14 protein-coding genes and 1 tRNA gene are annotated in these 16,337 nt (G+C 46.9%); 5 read left to right on the plus strand and 10 right to left on the minus strand.

The genetic code is table 11. The features are described 5' to 3' along the window. Positions 1–101: 101 nt before the first annotated feature. The gene (locus ICN20_RS02285) at positions 102–1,130 is read right to left on the minus strand and encodes a LacI family DNA-binding transcriptional regulator (RefSeq protein ID WP_216237923.1); all 1,029 of its coding nucleotides are present in this window, start codon (positions 1,128–1,130) and stop codon (positions 102–104) included. Between the two features lie 91 nt (positions 1,131–1,221). Between ICN20_RS02285 and garD the strand changes: the two genes are divergently transcribed. Together garD and ICN20_RS02295 are read left to right on the plus strand one after the other, a co-directional pair. Next, entirely contained in the window at positions 1,222–2,772 is a 1,551-nt protein-coding gene (garD, locus tag ICN20_RS02290) for a galactarate dehydratase (RefSeq protein WP_216237924.1), read from the plus strand. Between the two features lie 7 nt (positions 2,773–2,779). Next, positions 2,780–3,190 carry a heme-binding protein gene (locus tag ICN20_RS02295; RefSeq protein ID WP_216237925.1) on the plus strand — a complete coding sequence of 137 codons (411 nt, stop codon included), beginning with the start codon at positions 2,780–2,782 and terminating at the stop codon, positions 3,188–3,190. Positions 3,191–3,326: 136 nt separating this feature from the next. Here ICN20_RS02295 and ICN20_RS02300 read toward each other — a convergent pair. From ICN20_RS02300 to rpsU, 5 genes are all read right to left on the minus strand, one after another. Then, a tRNA-Ile gene (locus tag ICN20_RS02300) sits at positions 3,327–3,403 on the minus strand. A gap of 12 nt (positions 3,404–3,415) precedes the next feature. Further along, entirely contained in the window at positions 3,416–6,007 is a 2,592-nt protein-coding gene (rpoD, locus tag ICN20_RS02305) for an RNA polymerase sigma factor RpoD (RefSeq protein WP_216237926.1), read from the minus strand. A 234-nt stretch (positions 6,008–6,241) separates the two neighbouring features. Then, on the minus strand, positions 6,242–8,218 hold the full coding sequence (gene dnaG / locus ICN20_RS02310; RefSeq protein WP_216237927.1) for a DNA primase: 1,977 nt from the start codon (positions 8,216–8,218) through the stop codon (positions 6,242–6,244). A gap of 49 nt (positions 8,219–8,267) precedes the next feature. After that, a complete protein-coding gene (locus tag ICN20_RS02315; protein ID WP_216237928.1) occupies positions 8,268–8,714 on the minus strand; it encodes a GatB/YqeY domain-containing protein in 447 nt (148 codons plus the stop codon). A gap of 126 nt (positions 8,715–8,840) precedes the next feature. Further along, positions 8,841–9,053, minus strand: coding sequence for a 30S ribosomal protein S21 (gene rpsU / locus ICN20_RS02320; protein ID WP_011903537.1), 213 nt, complete (start codon positions 9,051–9,053; stop codon positions 8,841–8,843). Positions 9,054–9,130: 77 nt separating this feature from the next. Here rpsU and tsaD point away from each other — a divergent pair, with 77 nt between their 5' ends. Next, a complete protein-coding gene (gene tsaD / locus ICN20_RS02325; protein ID WP_216237929.1) occupies positions 9,131–10,204 on the plus strand; it encodes a tRNA (adenosine(37)-N6)-threonylcarbamoyltransferase complex transferase subunit TsaD in 1,074 nt (357 codons plus the stop codon). Positions 10,205–10,227: 23 nt separating this feature from the next. Here tsaD and folE2 read toward each other — a convergent pair whose 3' ends face one another. From folE2 to xseB, 4 genes are all read right to left on the minus strand, one after another. After that, positions 10,228–11,055, minus strand: coding sequence for a GTP cyclohydrolase FolE2 (folE2, locus tag ICN20_RS02330; RefSeq protein ID WP_216237930.1), 828 nt, complete (start codon positions 11,053–11,055; stop codon positions 10,228–10,230). Between the two features lie 25 nt (positions 11,056–11,080). After that, positions 11,081–12,982: a 1-deoxy-D-xylulose-5-phosphate synthase gene (dxs, locus tag ICN20_RS02335; RefSeq protein WP_216237931.1), complete on the minus strand. Its 1,902-nt coding sequence runs from the start codon at positions 12,980–12,982 to the stop codon at positions 11,081–11,083. A 65-nt stretch (positions 12,983–13,047) separates the two neighbouring features. Further along, positions 13,048–13,944: a polyprenyl synthetase family protein gene (locus ICN20_RS02340; RefSeq protein ID WP_216237932.1), complete on the minus strand. Its 897-nt coding sequence runs from the start codon at positions 13,942–13,944 to the stop codon at positions 13,048–13,050. Further along, positions 13,945–14,178 (minus strand): exodeoxyribonuclease VII small subunit, encoded by a 234-nt coding sequence (gene xseB, locus ICN20_RS02345; RefSeq protein ID WP_216237933.1) that lies wholly within the window; start codon positions 14,176–14,178, stop codon positions 13,945–13,947. 162 nt (positions 14,179–14,340) lie between these two features. Between xseB and ICN20_RS02350 the strand changes: the two genes are divergently transcribed. Then, on the plus strand, positions 14,341–15,447 hold the full coding sequence (locus ICN20_RS02350) for an SRPBCC family protein (protein ID WP_216237934.1): 1,107 nt from the start codon (positions 14,341–14,343) through the stop codon (positions 15,445–15,447). 58 nt (positions 15,448–15,505) lie between these two features. Beyond that, the gene (locus tag ICN20_RS02355) at positions 15,506–16,336 is read left to right on the plus strand and encodes a sulfurtransferase (RefSeq protein ID WP_216237935.1); all 831 of its coding nucleotides are present in this window, start codon (positions 15,506–15,508) and stop codon (positions 16,334–16,336) included. Position 16,337 lies beyond the last annotated feature (1 nt).

Here is a 16,337-nt window from a genome sequence, read left to right on the forward strand (position 1 = left end):
GAGGTTTTGTGATTAATGGTAGCGCTACCAAATAAAGTGAAATGTTAGCGGTACCAATTAGACTTGTCAAACTGTTTAATACTAGGGGTTTTTACTTAAATCTAGGCGGTATCGCGCTCAATGATGGAGAAGCCAACATTGACTATTGGGTCTGCAATCGTTTTACCCTCGGCTCTATCCATGAGGTATTGAGCAGCAATCTCACCAATCTTTCCGCCGTTAATACGAACGGTAGACAAAGCAGGTAGCATATCCGCCACAAAGGGCACATCTCCAAAGCCCATTAATGCAATTTGGTTTGGCACATTAATCTTTTGCGCCCTAGATTCTGTTAACGCACCTAATGCCAATAAGTCAGAACTGCAAAACACCGCATCAGACTTAGGTGCTTTACTTAAGATCTCAGCCATGGCCTGGCGTCCACTACGAATGGAGCGCTCAGAACCAACGTTAACGATAAAAGGCTTAGGCAATCCAGCTTCAATTGCGGCAGCAATAAATGCAACCGTCCTGCGATCCGCCCTTTCATCGCCAGCTCGTATTACAGCAAGCTGTTTTCTACCCTTTTCAATAAAGTACTTAGCGACCGCTAAGCCAATATCTGAATGGGAGAAGCCGATTAGCATGTCGATTGGAGTAGGTGTTAAATCCCAAGTTTCTACTACCGGTATTCCAGCAGCCATTAAGCGCGTACGCCCTTTGCCTGGCTGCATAACACCCGTTAAAAATATACCATCTGGACGCCGACCTATAACTGAATCCAATAGAAGCTCTTCGCGATCTGCCGAGTATGCGGATTGTCCCAGCATCAATTGATAGCCGGCATCAAATAAAGTGTTATTTAAGGCCTCAATCGTTTCGTTGAATACCGAAATTACCGTACTTGGAACTACAGCGGCAATGAGCTTACTCCTAGAGGAGGCTAAGCCACCTGCCATGCGATTGGGAACATAACCAGTGCGTGCTACAGCATCCTCTACCTTTTTTAGTAACTCAGGAGAGACCTGCTCGGGCTTATTGATTGCTCTAGATGCAGTGATGGGTGAAACCCCCGCCAAACGCGCCACATCATGCAACGTAATTGCACCGCTACCGCGGCGGCTTCGCTTATTAGATTCAATATCACTCATAAAGGTACTTGCATCTCGAATTTGATAGCGCTATCATTTCTGTCATAATCTCACAAAATTACATTTGACGCCAATTTCTTAGGACTTAGTGATGATACCGCTGACAATCAGCATGAACGAGCGCGATAACGTGGCAATTGTTGCCAATGATGGTGGTTTAGCTGCAGGAACCACTCTGTCATCCGGCCTTACCTTAAAAGAGCATGTTCCCCAGGGTCACAAGGTGGCTTTAGTGGATTTAGGAATTAATGCCCCTGTCATTCGCTACGGCATTCCGATTGGATATGCTGCTCAAGCCATCCCTGCTGGAAGTTGGGTCAGCGAGATGCTTTTGAAAATGCCCGATGCGCGTGAACTGGATAACTTACCTATCGCAACTGTTAAGCCTGCGCCTCAAGCGCCGCTAGAAGGTTATACCTTTGAAGGCTATCGAAACGCAGACGGATCGGTTGGTACAAGAAACATTTTGGCAATCACTACTACCGTTCAATGTGTGTCGGGCGTAGTTGATTACGCAGTTCAGCGAATTAAGGCAGAACTACTTCCAAAATATCCTAATGTGGATGATGTAGTCGGCATTGAACATACTTACGGTTGTGGTGTGGCAATTGATGCAGAGGGGGCTGATATTCCGATTCGCACTTTACGTAATATCAGCCTTAATCCTAACTTTGGTGGTGAAGTCATGGTGGTGAGCTTGGGCTGTGAAAAGCTCCAACCTAATCGCCTACTTCCTCCAGGCAGCATTCCCATTAAAGATCAGCGCGGCAGCGATGAAGCGCTTGATGTGGTTTGCCTACAAGACGATGAGCATGTTGGCTTCATGTCTATGATTGACTCCATCATGGATTCTGCGAAAGTGCATTTAGAAAAACTAAATGCGCGCAGGCGTGAGACCGTTCCAGCTAGTGAACTCGTGGTTGGTGTTCAATGTGGAGGAAGCGATGCCTTCTCAGGCGTAACAGCCAACCCAGCAGTGGGCTTTTGTACTGATCTTTTGGTGCGGGCCGGTGCTAGCGTGATGTTCTCTGAAGTTACTGAAGTCAGAGATGGCATTGACCAATTGACTTCCAGAGCAACTACACCAGAGGTTGCTCAAGCAATGATTGATGAAATGGCTTGGTATGACGCATACCTAAAACGAGGTAAGGTAGATAGAAGCGCTAATACAACTCCTGGCAATAAAAAAGGTGGCTTATCGAATATCGTAGAAAAAGCGATGGGTTCAATCATTAAATCAGGAACATCTCCGATCTCTGGCGTGCTTTCTCCTGGCAATAAGCTCAAGCAAAAAGGCTTAATCTTTGCAGCTACTCCAGCGAGTGATTTCATCTGCGGAACATTGCAGTTAGCAGCCGGAATGAATCTACATGTCTTTACAACCGGACGCGGTACACCCTACGGATTGGCTGCAGTTCCCGTAATCAAAGTGGCCACTAGAACTGATCTAGCCCGTCGTTGGAGTGACCTCATGGACATTAATGCAGGAAAAATTGCTGATGGCACTGCAACTATTGAAGATATTGGTTGGGAGATGTTCCACTTGATGCTAGAAGTCGCTAGCGGCCGCAAAAAAACCTTTGCAGAGCAATGGAAGTTGCACAACGCCATTTCCTTATTTAACCCTGCCCCAGTCACCTAACTTATTGATGCTACCCACTAAACCTTATTTAACACAGGCGCATGTCCAGAAGATTTTGGATGCCGCAAATCAATACGCTATTCAAAATAGGCATGTTGTCGCAATCGCTGTATGTGATGATGGAGGTCATCTTCTTGGACTAATTAGACGGGATGGATGCCAGCCCGTATCCTCATATTTTGCTCAAGAAAAAGCACGTACTGCTGCTATGGGTAAGCGAGAGACTAAAGCCTATGAAGACATGATTAATAAAGGACGGCATGCCTTCTTATCCGCGCCTCATATAACCATGATGCTAGAGGGCGGGGTCAATATCGTAGTGGATGGACATACAATTGGCGCTGTTGGTGTTTCTGGCGTAAAGAATGGAGAAGACGGAAATACTGCAAGAGCAGGAATTGCCGCAATATTAAATTAATAAGTAGTTCATTGCTCCACTGGCAGACCCCATATCCAAAACCACCGCTAGAGAAAATGTGCAGTAATTGCCTACACACTTAGTGGCATAAAAAGAAAAACGACTTAGGAATTTCTTCCTAAGTCGTTGATATTACTGGTGGGCCCACCAGGACTTGAACCTGGGACCAAAGGATTATGAGTCCTCTGCTCTAACCAACTGAGCTATGGGCCCGTTAGTCTTGGATCAATCTTCCTCGAGGAAGGTCTTGAGTTTGTCGCTACGGCTTGGATGACGCATCTTGCGCAGAGCTTTAGCTTCAATCTGACGAATACGCTCACGAGTAACGTCAAACTGTTTACCTACTTCTTCGAGAGTGTGATCAGTGCTCATCTCAACACCGAAGCGCATACGCAATACTTTTGCCTCACGCGGTGTCAATGAATCGAGAACGTCTTTCACTACATCGCGCATAGAGTCATGCAACGCAGCTTCTGCTGGAGCTAATGTATTTCCATCCTCAATAAAGTCACCCAAATGAGAATCTTCGTCGTCACCAATTGGTGTCTCCATGGAGATAGGCTCTTTAGCGATCTTCATGATCTTACGAATCTTATCCTCAGGAATCTCCATCTTCAGCGCCAAAGTTGCAGCATCTGGCTCATGACCAGTTTCTTGCAAAATCTGACGGCTGATACGGTTCATCTTGTTGATTGTCTCAATCATGTGAACGGGGATACGGATCGTACGTGCCTGGTCAGCGATAGAGCGAGTGATCGCCTGACGAATCCACCATGTTGCATAGGTAGAGAACTTATAGCCACGACGGTATTCAAACTTATCTACCGCTTTCATCAAACCGATATTGCCCTCTTGAATCAAGTCCAAGAACTGCAAGCCACGGTTGGTGTATTTCTTAGCAATCGAGATTACCAAACGTAAGTTGGCGACTGTCATCTCACGTTTCGCTTCACGGGCACGCTTCTCACCAGCGATCATCTGCTTGTTTACTTCTTTTAACTCTGGAAGTGGAATAACAACATTCTTCTGAATATCGATCAACTTCTGTTGCAATTCTTGAATAGCTGGCACGTTACGTTGCAAGAGCGCGCTGTAAGGCTTGTTCTCTTTAAGCAACTTTTCAGTCCAAGTTAAATTCATAGACATCTTAGGGAAGTCTTTTAATACTTCACCACGATTGACGCCTACTTTATCTACCAACAAGCTCACAATGCCACGCTCGAGTTTCCAAACTTGATCCACTTGTGAGCGCATGGTGTCGCATAATTTCTCAACACTCTTCGCTGTTAAGCGGAAGCCAAGTAATTCAGCACGAATCGCATCTTGCGCTTTAACGTACGCAGGGCAGTTGTAGCCATCTTTATCGAAGGCACGACGCATCTTGTCGGCTTGTGTGCGAACGATCGCAAACTTCTCTAAAGAAATCTGCTTTAACTCTTCTAATTGCTTAGCATTCGCCGTTGCAGCACCACCGCCGCCACCGCCGCCCTCGTCTTCGCCACCCTCTTCATCGCCTTCTTCGGCATCTGGGTCAATCTCTGGCTCTTCAGGTCCAAGCTTAATATCTTCTGCATTAGGATCAACCAAGCCATCGACAAACTGGTCAATCTCCATCTCACCACTTGTGATCTTATCTACGTTACTCAGAATTTCAGCAATCGTCACTGGGCAAGCAGCCAAGGCCATAACCATGTCTTTGAGGCCAGCTTCAATCTTCTTGGCAATAACAATCTCGCCTTCGCGAGTCAATAAATCTACAGTACCCATCTCACGCATATACATACGTACTGGATCAGTTGTGCGTCCGAACTCTGAATCAACTGTAGATAAAGCAGCTTCCGCCTTTTCTTCAGCCTCTTCTTCGGAAGCAGCAGCTTCTGTGTTGTCAGACAGAATGAGAGTTTCAGCATCGGGGGCTTGTTCGTAAACAGTAATGCCAATGTCATTGAGCAAGCTGATCAAAGTCTCTAATGCATCCGCATCAGATAACTCGTCAGACATCACGTCATTCATCTCGCCATGGGTTAAGTAACCCTTGGACATACCCATCTTGATCAATGTCTTCAAGCGCGCACGACGTAATTCTTGTTGCTCTTCAGTGCCTAACTGCTGTGCTGCAAATTCTTTTAAGAGCGCCTTCTCTTTAGCCTTACGTTCACGGGCTTTTTGGCGATCAGTCAAAACTGGCTCAGCATTTTCTGCAGGAGCATCCGCTTTTGCCTTACGGCCGCGCTTCTTTTCTTCTTCAATTACTGGAACTTCAACTTCAGCAACTTTGGCTTTTTTACCCTTAGTCTCTTTTGTTTCTTTTATTTCTTTAACTTCCTTCGCCGCTTTAACTGGTTCAGCCTTAGGCGCAGGCGCAGCCTTACCTTTTTTTACTGACTCAACTTTGACTTCTGCTTTTGCAACTTTTGCGGGGGCTTTAGCAATTGGCTTTGCTGGTACTTTTGCTAATACCTTTGCCGCTGGCTTTGCAACCGCTTTTGTTGGTTTTGCTGGAGCTTTAGCTACCGCCTTAGGGGCCGGCTTTGCAGCAGCCTTTACTGGCTTAGCTGGAGTTTTAGCTTTAGCGACTGGTTTTGCTGGTGCCTTTGCTTTAGCAACTGGCTTTGCAGCAGCCTTTACTGGCTTAGCTGGCGTTTTAGCTTTTGGAGCTGGCTTAGCAGGAGTCTTCGCTTTAGCAACTGGCTTTGCAGCAGCTTTTACTGGTTTAGCGGGAGTTTTTGCTTTGGCTGCCGGCTTTGCAGCAGCTTTTGCTGGTTTGGCTGGAGTTTTAGCTTTTGGAGCTGGTTTTTTGGTCTTGGTATTTGGCATTTATTAGCGCTTACTCACATTACTGTTATTGATATCGACTGATGAAACACAGCCCCGTAGTAACTCACTTACTCACTTACCCCAAATTTCATCAAAATAAAGCGCAAGTGGCTGAATTAAATCGGTTTTTTCTTGGGAACAGAGGATTATAGTCGATTGCGACTTTTTTTACCCCGTACTACCTAAAAATATGGGGTAATTTCAGAGGATTTCTAGGGGTGTTTAAGGAAATTCTTAGGAGAATTTCAGCTTTTCGCCCAATTCTCGATAACGGGCTTTATCTTGGTCTGAAGCGGTGCTTCCGGCGATCTTTTGGGCAATTTCAGTCATTTCTTGCTTGAGATGGGTTAATTCCAGCTTTTTAAATGCCCCATCAAGATCAGCAGCCGCGCCATCTAGATCTAAGTCAGAACCCATCACCCGATTTCGCAGAACTTCATACAAAGGCGCCAACTCGCTGCGAGAGAGTTGATCTTGAAACATCGCAAATGCACCCGCACCTGCAATCGCTGGTTTATTGCCTTCACCAGGAATCAATTCAACCAAATCACACTGCGATAAAAGATCTTTCATCAAAGCGTGAGCTTTTTCAGATCTTTGCTCAGCTGCTTTTAGTGCAAGTCCGCGCTTATTAACATCCAATGCTTTTCCTAAATGCGGAAACTGAATAATGACGCGCAGCATTTGCTCCGCCAAATCGGTTGGTGCTTTAGGTGGCTCGATATTTTGAGTGGCAACCCGTTTTGCAGATCCTTTGGATGCCTGCCAAGGTGCGCCTTGACGATTTCCATTATTGGAAAAATTATTTTGGCTATTTGGGCTGCCTTGATTGCCTTGTCCACCTTGATAGCGTGCTTGCGCTGGCTGATAAGCGGCTTGACGAACGGGTGCAGGCGCTACTGTTAGACCGCAAAATGCCTCCAGTTCGGCTGGAGTGGTATTGGTACGAATCGCTAACTCACGCAAGATTTGCGTACGTAGCGCAATCGGCGGCATCGACAGCAAGAGTGGCTTAGCCGCATGATGTGTATGGGCTCTACCTTCCGGGGTAGTTTGCTCATGGTCTTCACTAACAACTTTAAAGAAGAAGCTAGAGATCGACATTGCCTCTTTAATCACCTTCTCAAAAGCAGGCGCACCATAGGCGCGAACATAACTATCGGGGTCATGTTCTGTTGGTAAAAATAAGAAACGAATTTCTTTATCGTCCGACATCAAAGGTAAGCAAGCCTCTAGTGCGCGCTGTGCCGCACGTTGACCAGCAGAATCACCATCAAATGAGAACACCACTTTGTCAGTTTGACGCAATAACATGCGCACATGGTTTGCAGTACAAGCTGTACCCAATGTTGCAACCGCGTTCGGAAATCCTAATTGCGCCAAGGCAACAACGTCCATGTAACCCTCGCAGACGAGAACATATTCTTGCGCGCGAATCGCTTGTCTTGCTTCAAATAAACCATAAAGCGTATTGCCTTTGGAAAACAATGGCGTCTCTGGAGAATTTAAATACTTTGGCTCACCTTGATCCAAGATCCGCCCACCAAAACCAATTGTTTGACCCTTGGGATTGCGAATCGGAAACATGATGCGATCACGGAAACGATCGTAGCGCTTGATTGGCACTCCTTCAGACTGCTCACCTTGAATCAGTAAACCACCTTCCACCAAGGTCTTTGCGATTTCATCATTCACGTAGGTGCCAAACACCGCTTCTAGGCCCTGCCAACCATCAGGCGCATAACCCAAGGCATAACGCTTGGCAATTTCACCAGTAAGACCACGGCCTTTTAAATACTCTACCGCTCTTGTGTTGCCTTTGAGTTGCTGGCGATACCAATCTGCAGCCGAACTCATGACCTCACTCAAAGCCATCGCTTGCTGCTGCCTTGCTACATCATTTGCAGTGCGCTCTTCACGGGGCACATCTAATCCTGCAGAGCGCGCCAAGTCTTCAATCGCATCCACATAACCTAAGCCAGAGTATTCCATTAAGAAACTAATAGCAGAGCCATGCGCACCACAACCAAAGCAGTGATAAAACTGTTTAGTAGGTGACACCGAAAATGAAGGGGACTTCTCTGAATGGAAGGGGCACAAACCCTGAAAGTTCGCGCCCGCTTTTTTTAACTTAACGTGCTGCCCAACCACATCAACGATATCAACCCGATTTAAAAGATCGGCAATGAAGGATTGTGGAATGAGTGCCATGTGGCCAGTATGAAAGGATTTTTCTTTCTTGGATAGCTACTGTACTGACTTACTTCGCCAACGCAGCTTTTACCAAGCCAGAAACTTTACCCATATCTGCCTTGCCAGCCAGCTGACCTTTTAGTACGCCAATAACCTTGCCCATATCCTGTGGACCTGCAGCGCCAGTAGACGCAACAGCAGCAGCTACTGCAGCCTCAACTTCAGCGTCGGATAACTGTGCAGGCAAGTAGGCTTGCAAAATCACCATCTCGGCAGCTTCAATGGCAACTAAATCATCGCGATTGGCTTTTTCAAACTGAGAGATCGAATCTTTACGTTGCTTAATCATTTTCTCAACTGTAGCAATCACACCAGCATCATCCACCACAATGCGCTCATCTACTTCGCGTTGCTTGATGGCAGCCAACAAAAGACGAATTGTTCCCAGGCGCTCAACTTCTTTAGCGCGCATAGCGTTTTTCATATCTTCGGTAATTTGATCTTTTAGAGTCATGACTTAATCCTGATGTTGAATATATCTAGCTTTGTAGCCGTGTTTAGCAATTCAAAAAGCAAAAACCCGCTGCGTTTCACCGTCAGCGGGTTTCAAAGCCTCTCGGTGAGGAGAGCTTTTAAATTCTTAGTAAAGCTTCTTAGGCAACATTTGGCTGCGGATACGCTTGTAATGGCGCTTAGCAGCTGCAGCCTTCTTACGCTTACGCTCAGCCGTTGGCTTCTCGTAAAACTCGCGTGCACGCAAGTCTGTCAAAAGGCCATTCTTTTCAATGGTGCGCTTGAAACGGCGCAATGCCACTTCAAATGGTTCGTTTTCGCGGAGGCGGACTGTAGTCATACTTATTTAACTCGTATATGCTCGATAGATATCGAAAAATTAACTGAATTGCGATTCTAGCACGGCTAAGCAAAAAAATGATTGTTTTAGGAATAGAAACTTCTTGTGACGAGACCGGGGTGGCTTTATACAACACCACGCCTTGGGAAGAGGGTAAACCGGCCTTCCAGGGCATACTGGGCCAGGGCTTGCACTCTCAGATCGCCATGCACCGGGACTATGGGGGCGTTGTCCCTGAATTAGCCTCCCGCGACCATATTCGCCGGGTTTTACCCCTCCTAGACCAATCTTTAGCCCAATCTGGCCTCAAATTAGCCGATATTGATGCCGTGGCATTCACCCAGGGCCCCGGACTGGCTGGCGCCCTCCTAGTGGGCAGTGCTTTTGCTAAATCTCTCGCCCAAGGCCTAAATTTGCCCTCCATTGGGGTTCACCACCTCGAAGGACACCTGCTTTCCCCGCTTCTGGGCCAAACAGCTCCTCAATTCCCATTTATTGCCCTTTTGGTGTCTGGTGGCCACACCCAGCTCATGAAAGTCTCCGGCATTGGTCAATATGAGTTGCTTGGCGAAACCCTGGATGACGCAGCAGGAGAGGCCTTTGATAAGACCGCCAAATTACTCGGCCTGGACTACCCAGGCGGTGCAGCTATTTCTAAATTAGCGGAGCAAGGTCGTCCGGGTATTTTTGATTTACCTAAACCGATGATGCATTCTGGTGATTTAGATTTTTCCTTCTCCGGCCTAAAGACCGCAGTCCTCAATCAAACCAAAAAGTTTGCCGAGAAAAATATTGCTGATGCCAATGAGATTGCGCAGTTTCATGTGGACCTTGCTAGAAGCTTTGTTGATTCCATCGTCGCAGTTCTTGTCAGCAAATCTGAAAAAGCGCTCAAGCAAACTGGCTGCAAACATTTAGTACTTGCAGGCGGCGTTGGTGCCAATTTACAACTGCGTGCCGCACTCAATGAAAAAGCAAAGCGCAATGGTTTTGAAGTGCATTACCCACCACTGGAACTTTGCACCGATAACGGCGTAATGATTGCTTTTGCTGGGGCGCTACGTTTGATCGAAAAAAATAATGGCTCCACAACTTCTGGAGCCTTTGACATCAAACCCCGCTGGGATTTGCAAAGCAATAATCTGAAATAAATATATTGCTTATCTGTACTTGCCTATTTCTTGTGACTAATGCGGGCAAATGCACTGTGATTGTGAATTGACTCAAAGTTCTCAGCCTCAACCACAAAAGAGCGAATACGTTGATCTGCCTTGAGATTGCCGGCTACATCACGAACTAAGTCTTCTACGAATTTAGGGTTGCTATAAGAATGCTCAGTCACCCATTTTTCATCAGGGCGCTTTAGCAAACCCCATAGCTCGCTCGATGCTTCGCTCTCTGCAGCAGATACTAAATCCTCTACCGTCATTTTGGTATCGGTATCAAGCACTACTGACATGGTGACATGCGAGCGCTGGTTGTGTGCACCAAAATCTGAAATCTCTTTTGAGCAAGGACACAAACTCATTACCGGAACTTGCGCACGCAAACCCAATTCAACATCAGCACTACCTGCTGCGTTTTGCTTAGCGCTTGCCATCCAAGTTACTTCGTAATCCATCAAGCTTTCTACACCGGAGACCGGGGCAGCTTTTTTAACAAAGTGGGTATAAGTAAATTGGACATGCCCTTCTTTAGCATCAAGCAATGGCAACATCTCACGCACCATTGCCACTACTGAAGTGCTGTCGACAGCAATATCCTGTTTTTGTAGCAAGGCCATGAAGCGCGACATATGAGTGCCCTTTACATGCGCAGGCAATGCAACATCCATCTCAAAAAGACCTACCGATGGAAAATTACCCGTCTTGCTACGAATAGTGAGTGGATGACGAACACCGCGGATACCTACCTGCTCTATTGGCAAGGCGCGCTCATCCCGAGTCGATTGCACATCAGGCATTGCGCTTGGCTTTAAAAAGGCGGGGTTCATGTCATTCATGGCTCTATTTTCAGGCAAAACCGGCTTATTTGCCTAAAAGTGCTGAATTTGCAGTCAATATTGCAGGAAAACGTTGTTTGATGGAGTTGGCAATACCCTCTACATCCAAGCCACACTTGGTCATTAACAAACTGTAGTCCCCATGCTCAATGAATTCATCTGGAAGACCTAATTGCAAGAGGGGTTTATTAATACCCAGATTTGATAACGCCTCTAAGCAAGCACTTCCTGCCCCGCCGGCAATAGCACCATCCTCAATCGTCACAAAATAATCATGATCAGCGGCTAGCGATTGAATTAAATCAACATCGAGCGGCTTCACAAAACGCATATTGGCAACTGTTGCATCAATACCCTCAGCCACTTCGAGTGCGGGGTAGAGCAAAGTACCAAATGCCAAGATCGCCACTCGTTGACCAGCGGGCGCCGTTGATTTGCGACGAAGCTCGCCCTTACCCATTGGCAGAGTTCGCAATTCTTTTGATGGGATAGCCCCAACACCTGCACCACGTGGATAGCGCACTGCACTTGGATGGGGTTGATGGAAAGCAGTTGTTAATAAATCGCGACACTCTGCTTCATCTGCTGGTGTCATCACCAACATGTTTGGTATGCATCGTAAAAATGGAATGTCATATGCACCAGCATGCGTAGCGCCATCGGCGCCAACAAGACCGGCGCGGTCTAATGCAAAGAGAACCGGCAAATCTTGTAATGCCACATCATGAATCAGTTGGTCATAAGCGCGCTGCAAGAAAGTAGAGTAAATCGCCACTACCGGCTTCATACCTTCGCAAGCCATGCCAGCTGCAAAAGTGACGGCATGCTGCTCAGCAATACCGACGTCGTAGTAACGCTTAGGGAAATTCTTTTCAAACTCTACCAAGCCCGAACCTTCACGCATTGCTGGCGTAATACCAACCAATAAAGGATCTGCGTGCGCCATGTCGCACAACCACTCACCAAATACTTGAGTAAAGGTTTTCTTACTGGCAACGGCTTTTTTGACGCCCTCTTCGGGATTAAATTTACTTGGGCCGTGGTACAGCACAGGATCCGCCTCAGCCAACTCATAGCCCTGACCTTTTTTAGTCACTACGTGCAAGAACTGTGGACCACGACCTTCTAAGGCCAAGCGACGCACGTTCTGCAACATTGGGATAAGAGCATCTAAATCATGACCATCAATCGGACCAAAATAATTAAAGCCAAACTCTTGGAAGATCGTTGATGGAGAAACCATGCCTTTGGCGTGATCTTCAAGGCGCTTAGCGAACTCACGTAAGGGTGGCGCAATTGATAAAACACTATCAATGCCTTTTTTAGTTGCGGAATAAATGTTGCCACTGAGCAATCTAGCCAGGTGACGGTTCAGCGCGCCCACAGCTGGAGAGATTGACATGTCGTTATCGTTCAATATCACGACGAGGGGCAAGTCGTCATACACGCCGGCATTATTCATGGCTTCAAAAGCCATCCCACCAGTCATAGCGCTATCACCAATGACTGCTACGGCAACATGTCGCTCGCCTTTAGTTTGAAAAGCGCGCGCCATACCCATAGCGGCAGAAATGCTCGTTGATGAGTGGCCGGTACCAAAAGCATCAAACTCACTTTCGGAGCGATGCGGAAAACCTGATAAACCTTGATATTGACGCAAGGTATTCATGCGTTCACGACGACCAGTCAAAATCTTGTGTGGATAGCTTTGGTGGCCTACATCCCAAACGATGCGATCGTCTGGTGTACCAAATACGTAATGCAAAGCAATCGACAGCTCCACCGTTCCCAAGTTTGACGACAGATGTCCGCCTGTTTTGGAAACAGAGTCCAAAACAAACTCACGCAACTCATCAGCTAAAGCGGGCAGCTCTTCGCGTGACAGTTTTTTGAGATCGTCGGGGGAGTTTATGGAATGTAAAGTCATTGAATCTAAATAATCTGTACTAATGCATTTCTCTGAATTGCTCTTGCGTTTCTATTGCCTCATTCTTACTTGCCGCGATTGACAACTAAGAGAGCCAAATCTTTTAAAGCCTGTGCAGGTGCACCAAAACCATCTAAGCTAGCTATTGCCATCTCTTGCAACTCTTTAGCCTGCTTCTGAGCATAGTCTAAACCCATCAAGGTCACATAGGTCGGCTTATTCGCAGCAGCGTCTTTACCAGCGGTCTTACCCAAGGTTTGACTATCAGCAGTGGCATCCAGCACATCATCCACAATCTGAAATGCCAATCCCAAGGACTTTGAATAATTTTGTAGATTCACCATTTGGGAAGGATTGAGGGAAACAGCAATGCCGCCCAACTCTACGGCGCATGACAACAAAGCACCAGTTTTCATGGCATGCATTTGCTTTAATCCTGGCAAATCTAGTTTTTTGCCAACGCTCTCTAAATCAATTGCTTGACCACCCGCCATGCCGCGCGAACCAGAGGCAGCAGCTAAGGCAGAAATCATCTTGAGGCGCGCTTGCGCATCACAGTTTGTATTAGTAAGAATTTCAAAGGAGCGAGTTTGTAATGCATCCCCAACTAATAATGCCGTGGCCTCATCAAAAGCCTTATGCACCGTAGGGCGACCACGACGTAAGTCGTCATCATCCATGCAAGGCAAATCATCATGCACTAATGAGTAAGCATGAATACATTCAATGGATACGGCCGCCGCATCCAATGCCTCGCCACTTTCTTTGCAATCACCCAGTTCACCGGCAGCGTAAACCAGTAGCGGACGTATACGCTTACCACCACCCTGCGCCGCATAACGCATTGCCTCATGCAAACGATGGGGAGTGGTTTGCGCAGAATCGAGCAAGCGATCTAAGGCTCGCTCAGTCCGCTCGGAGTGAGAAGTAATCCACTCCTGAAATTGAAAAGCAGTACTCAATTAAGCCTCGAACACTCGAACTTGTTGTTCAACCTGAGCCAGCATTCCTTGGCAGTGCTTCAGCAATGCAGCGCCACGTTGATAGGCAAGCAAGGTTTCTTCTAGAGAAAATTTGCCAGATTCCATATCGGAAATAAGCTTCTCAAGCTCTTTTACGGCCTGTTCATAGCGTAAATCGGGGTCGATTTGGATCTCAAGACCTGGTTTCTGACTCTCTGACTTCTTGGCTGGCATAAGCTGGTTTCCTTCATATTTCCAAGGCGGATAGCCCTACATATTAAAGCGAGAAACCCCTTGGATGGGTATAATCCATCCCTTCCTTTCCAATATCGATCCGTCGATGGTTGGATTGGTTATTCCGCTTAGCTTCGGCTGACGTTTTCGGGGGTGGGGAGAATGACTAATCTGGCTACCGCGCAGAAGCTTGCGCCGTCCAATCTACAACTGCCGGTTTCGGCATATTTTGACGCTGAGTTATATCAGCGGGAAATTGAACTGCTTTTTAAGCAGGGGCCTGGCTATGTTGGTCACGAACTCATGGTGCCTGAAATGGGCTCCTATCAAACTTTAAGCGCAGAAAATGAAGGTCGCATTCTTGTTCGCAACGAATCCGGCGCAGAACTTCTTTCAAATGTTTGCCGTCATCGCCAAGCACTCATGCTCAATGGCAAAGGCAAGACCGACAATATTGTTTGCCCATTGCATCGCTGGACCTATGACTTAGGCGGCAACTTATTAGGCGCTCCACACTTTGAAGATAAGCCTTGCTTAAATCTAGGTAAATCCCCTTTACAAAATTGGCAAGGCCTCCTATTTGAAGGTCCACGTGATGTGCGCAATGACCTCGCCAAACTAGGCGTTGCTGATGACCTCAAATTTGATGGTTATGTGCTCGATCATGTTGAAGTACATGAGTGCAACTACAACTGGAAAACATTCATCGAGGTGTATCTCGAGGATTATCACGTTGTGCCATTTCATCCAGGCTTAGGTAAGTTTGTTTCTTGTGAAGACCTGCACTGGGAATTTGGTGACTGGCATAGCGTACAAACGGTTGGCATTCATAAGGATTTGCAAACCCCAGGCTCACCAACCTACCGCAACTGGCATGAGGCAGTGCTTCGTCAATTTGACGGCAAAGCCCCGCGCCACGGGGCTATTTGGCTAACCTATTACCCCAATGTGATGGTGGAGTGGTATCCGGGCGTGTTATGCGTCTCTACACTGCACCCAATGGGGCCTGGCAAAACACGCAACATCGTTGAGTTCTACTACCCAGAAGAAATCGCTTTATTTGAACGTGAGTTTGTTGAAGCAGAACGTGCTGCTTATATGGAAACCTGCATCGAAGATGATGAAATCGCTGAACGCATGGATCAAGGGCGCGCAGCTCTTCTAGCTCGCGGTGTAAATGAAGTGGGTCCGTATCAAAGTCCCATGGAAGATGGCATGCAACATTTTCACGAATGGTATCGCCGCGTCATGAACTTTGAAGGCGCATAATCAAGCAAGGTTTTACACGTTTAGCTAGCAATCCTCACCACTACTAATAGGAAGCATCATGAGCCCTCTAATCTCAGCAAACCAGTTAGAAGAAATTATCAATAGTGGCGAGAATGTATTGCTCTGTGATTGCCGCTTTGATTTAGTGGATCCACTGATTGGCAAAAAGTCTTACGAAGAAAGTCATATTCCTGGCGCCATCTATGTTGACCTTGATAAAGATCTATCAGGGGCAAAAACTGGCGGTAATGGTCGTCACCCCCTTCCCAACCCAGAAGCCTGGGCACAAACCAAGACCCGCCTAGGTATCAGCCCAAACACTTTAGTAGTCGCCTACGACAAACAAGGCTCCGTATATGCCAGCCGCTTATGGTGGATGCTCAAGGCCACCGGGCATGCCAATGTTCAGGTGTTGGATGGTGGCTTGGATGCTTGGAATGGTCCAATGGGTAGCATTCCTAGGGCGCCGACTCCCTGCAAGCAAGCTGTTGGGGTGATGCCTTATGCTGGCCTGGTATTGGTTGATGAAGTTGTTGGCAACTTACAAAGCCAGAAAAACAAAATTATTGATGCACGTACTGAAGATCGTTTTCATGGTCAAAATGAAACGCTAGATCCAGTTGGTGGACACATTCCTGGAGCAATGAATCGCTTCTTTAAAAACAATCTCAATGCGACTGCATTTAAAACGCCAGAACAATTGTTCAAAGAGTTCTCAGAATTTCTTGGCCCTATCAAGGCTTCTGAAATCATTCATCAATGTGGGTCCGGTGTCACTGCTTGCCACAATCTTTTAGCAATGGAGCTTGCTGGATTTAAAGGCTCACGTCTTTATGCGGGTAGCTGGAGTGAGTGGTGTGCAGACTCCAATAGGCCCTTGGAACTATAGA

It is taken from the genome of Polynucleobacter sp. JS-Polo-80-F4 (assembly GCF_018881965.1).
Taxonomy (GTDB): Bacteria; Pseudomonadota; Gammaproteobacteria; order Burkholderiales; family Burkholderiaceae; genus Polynucleobacter.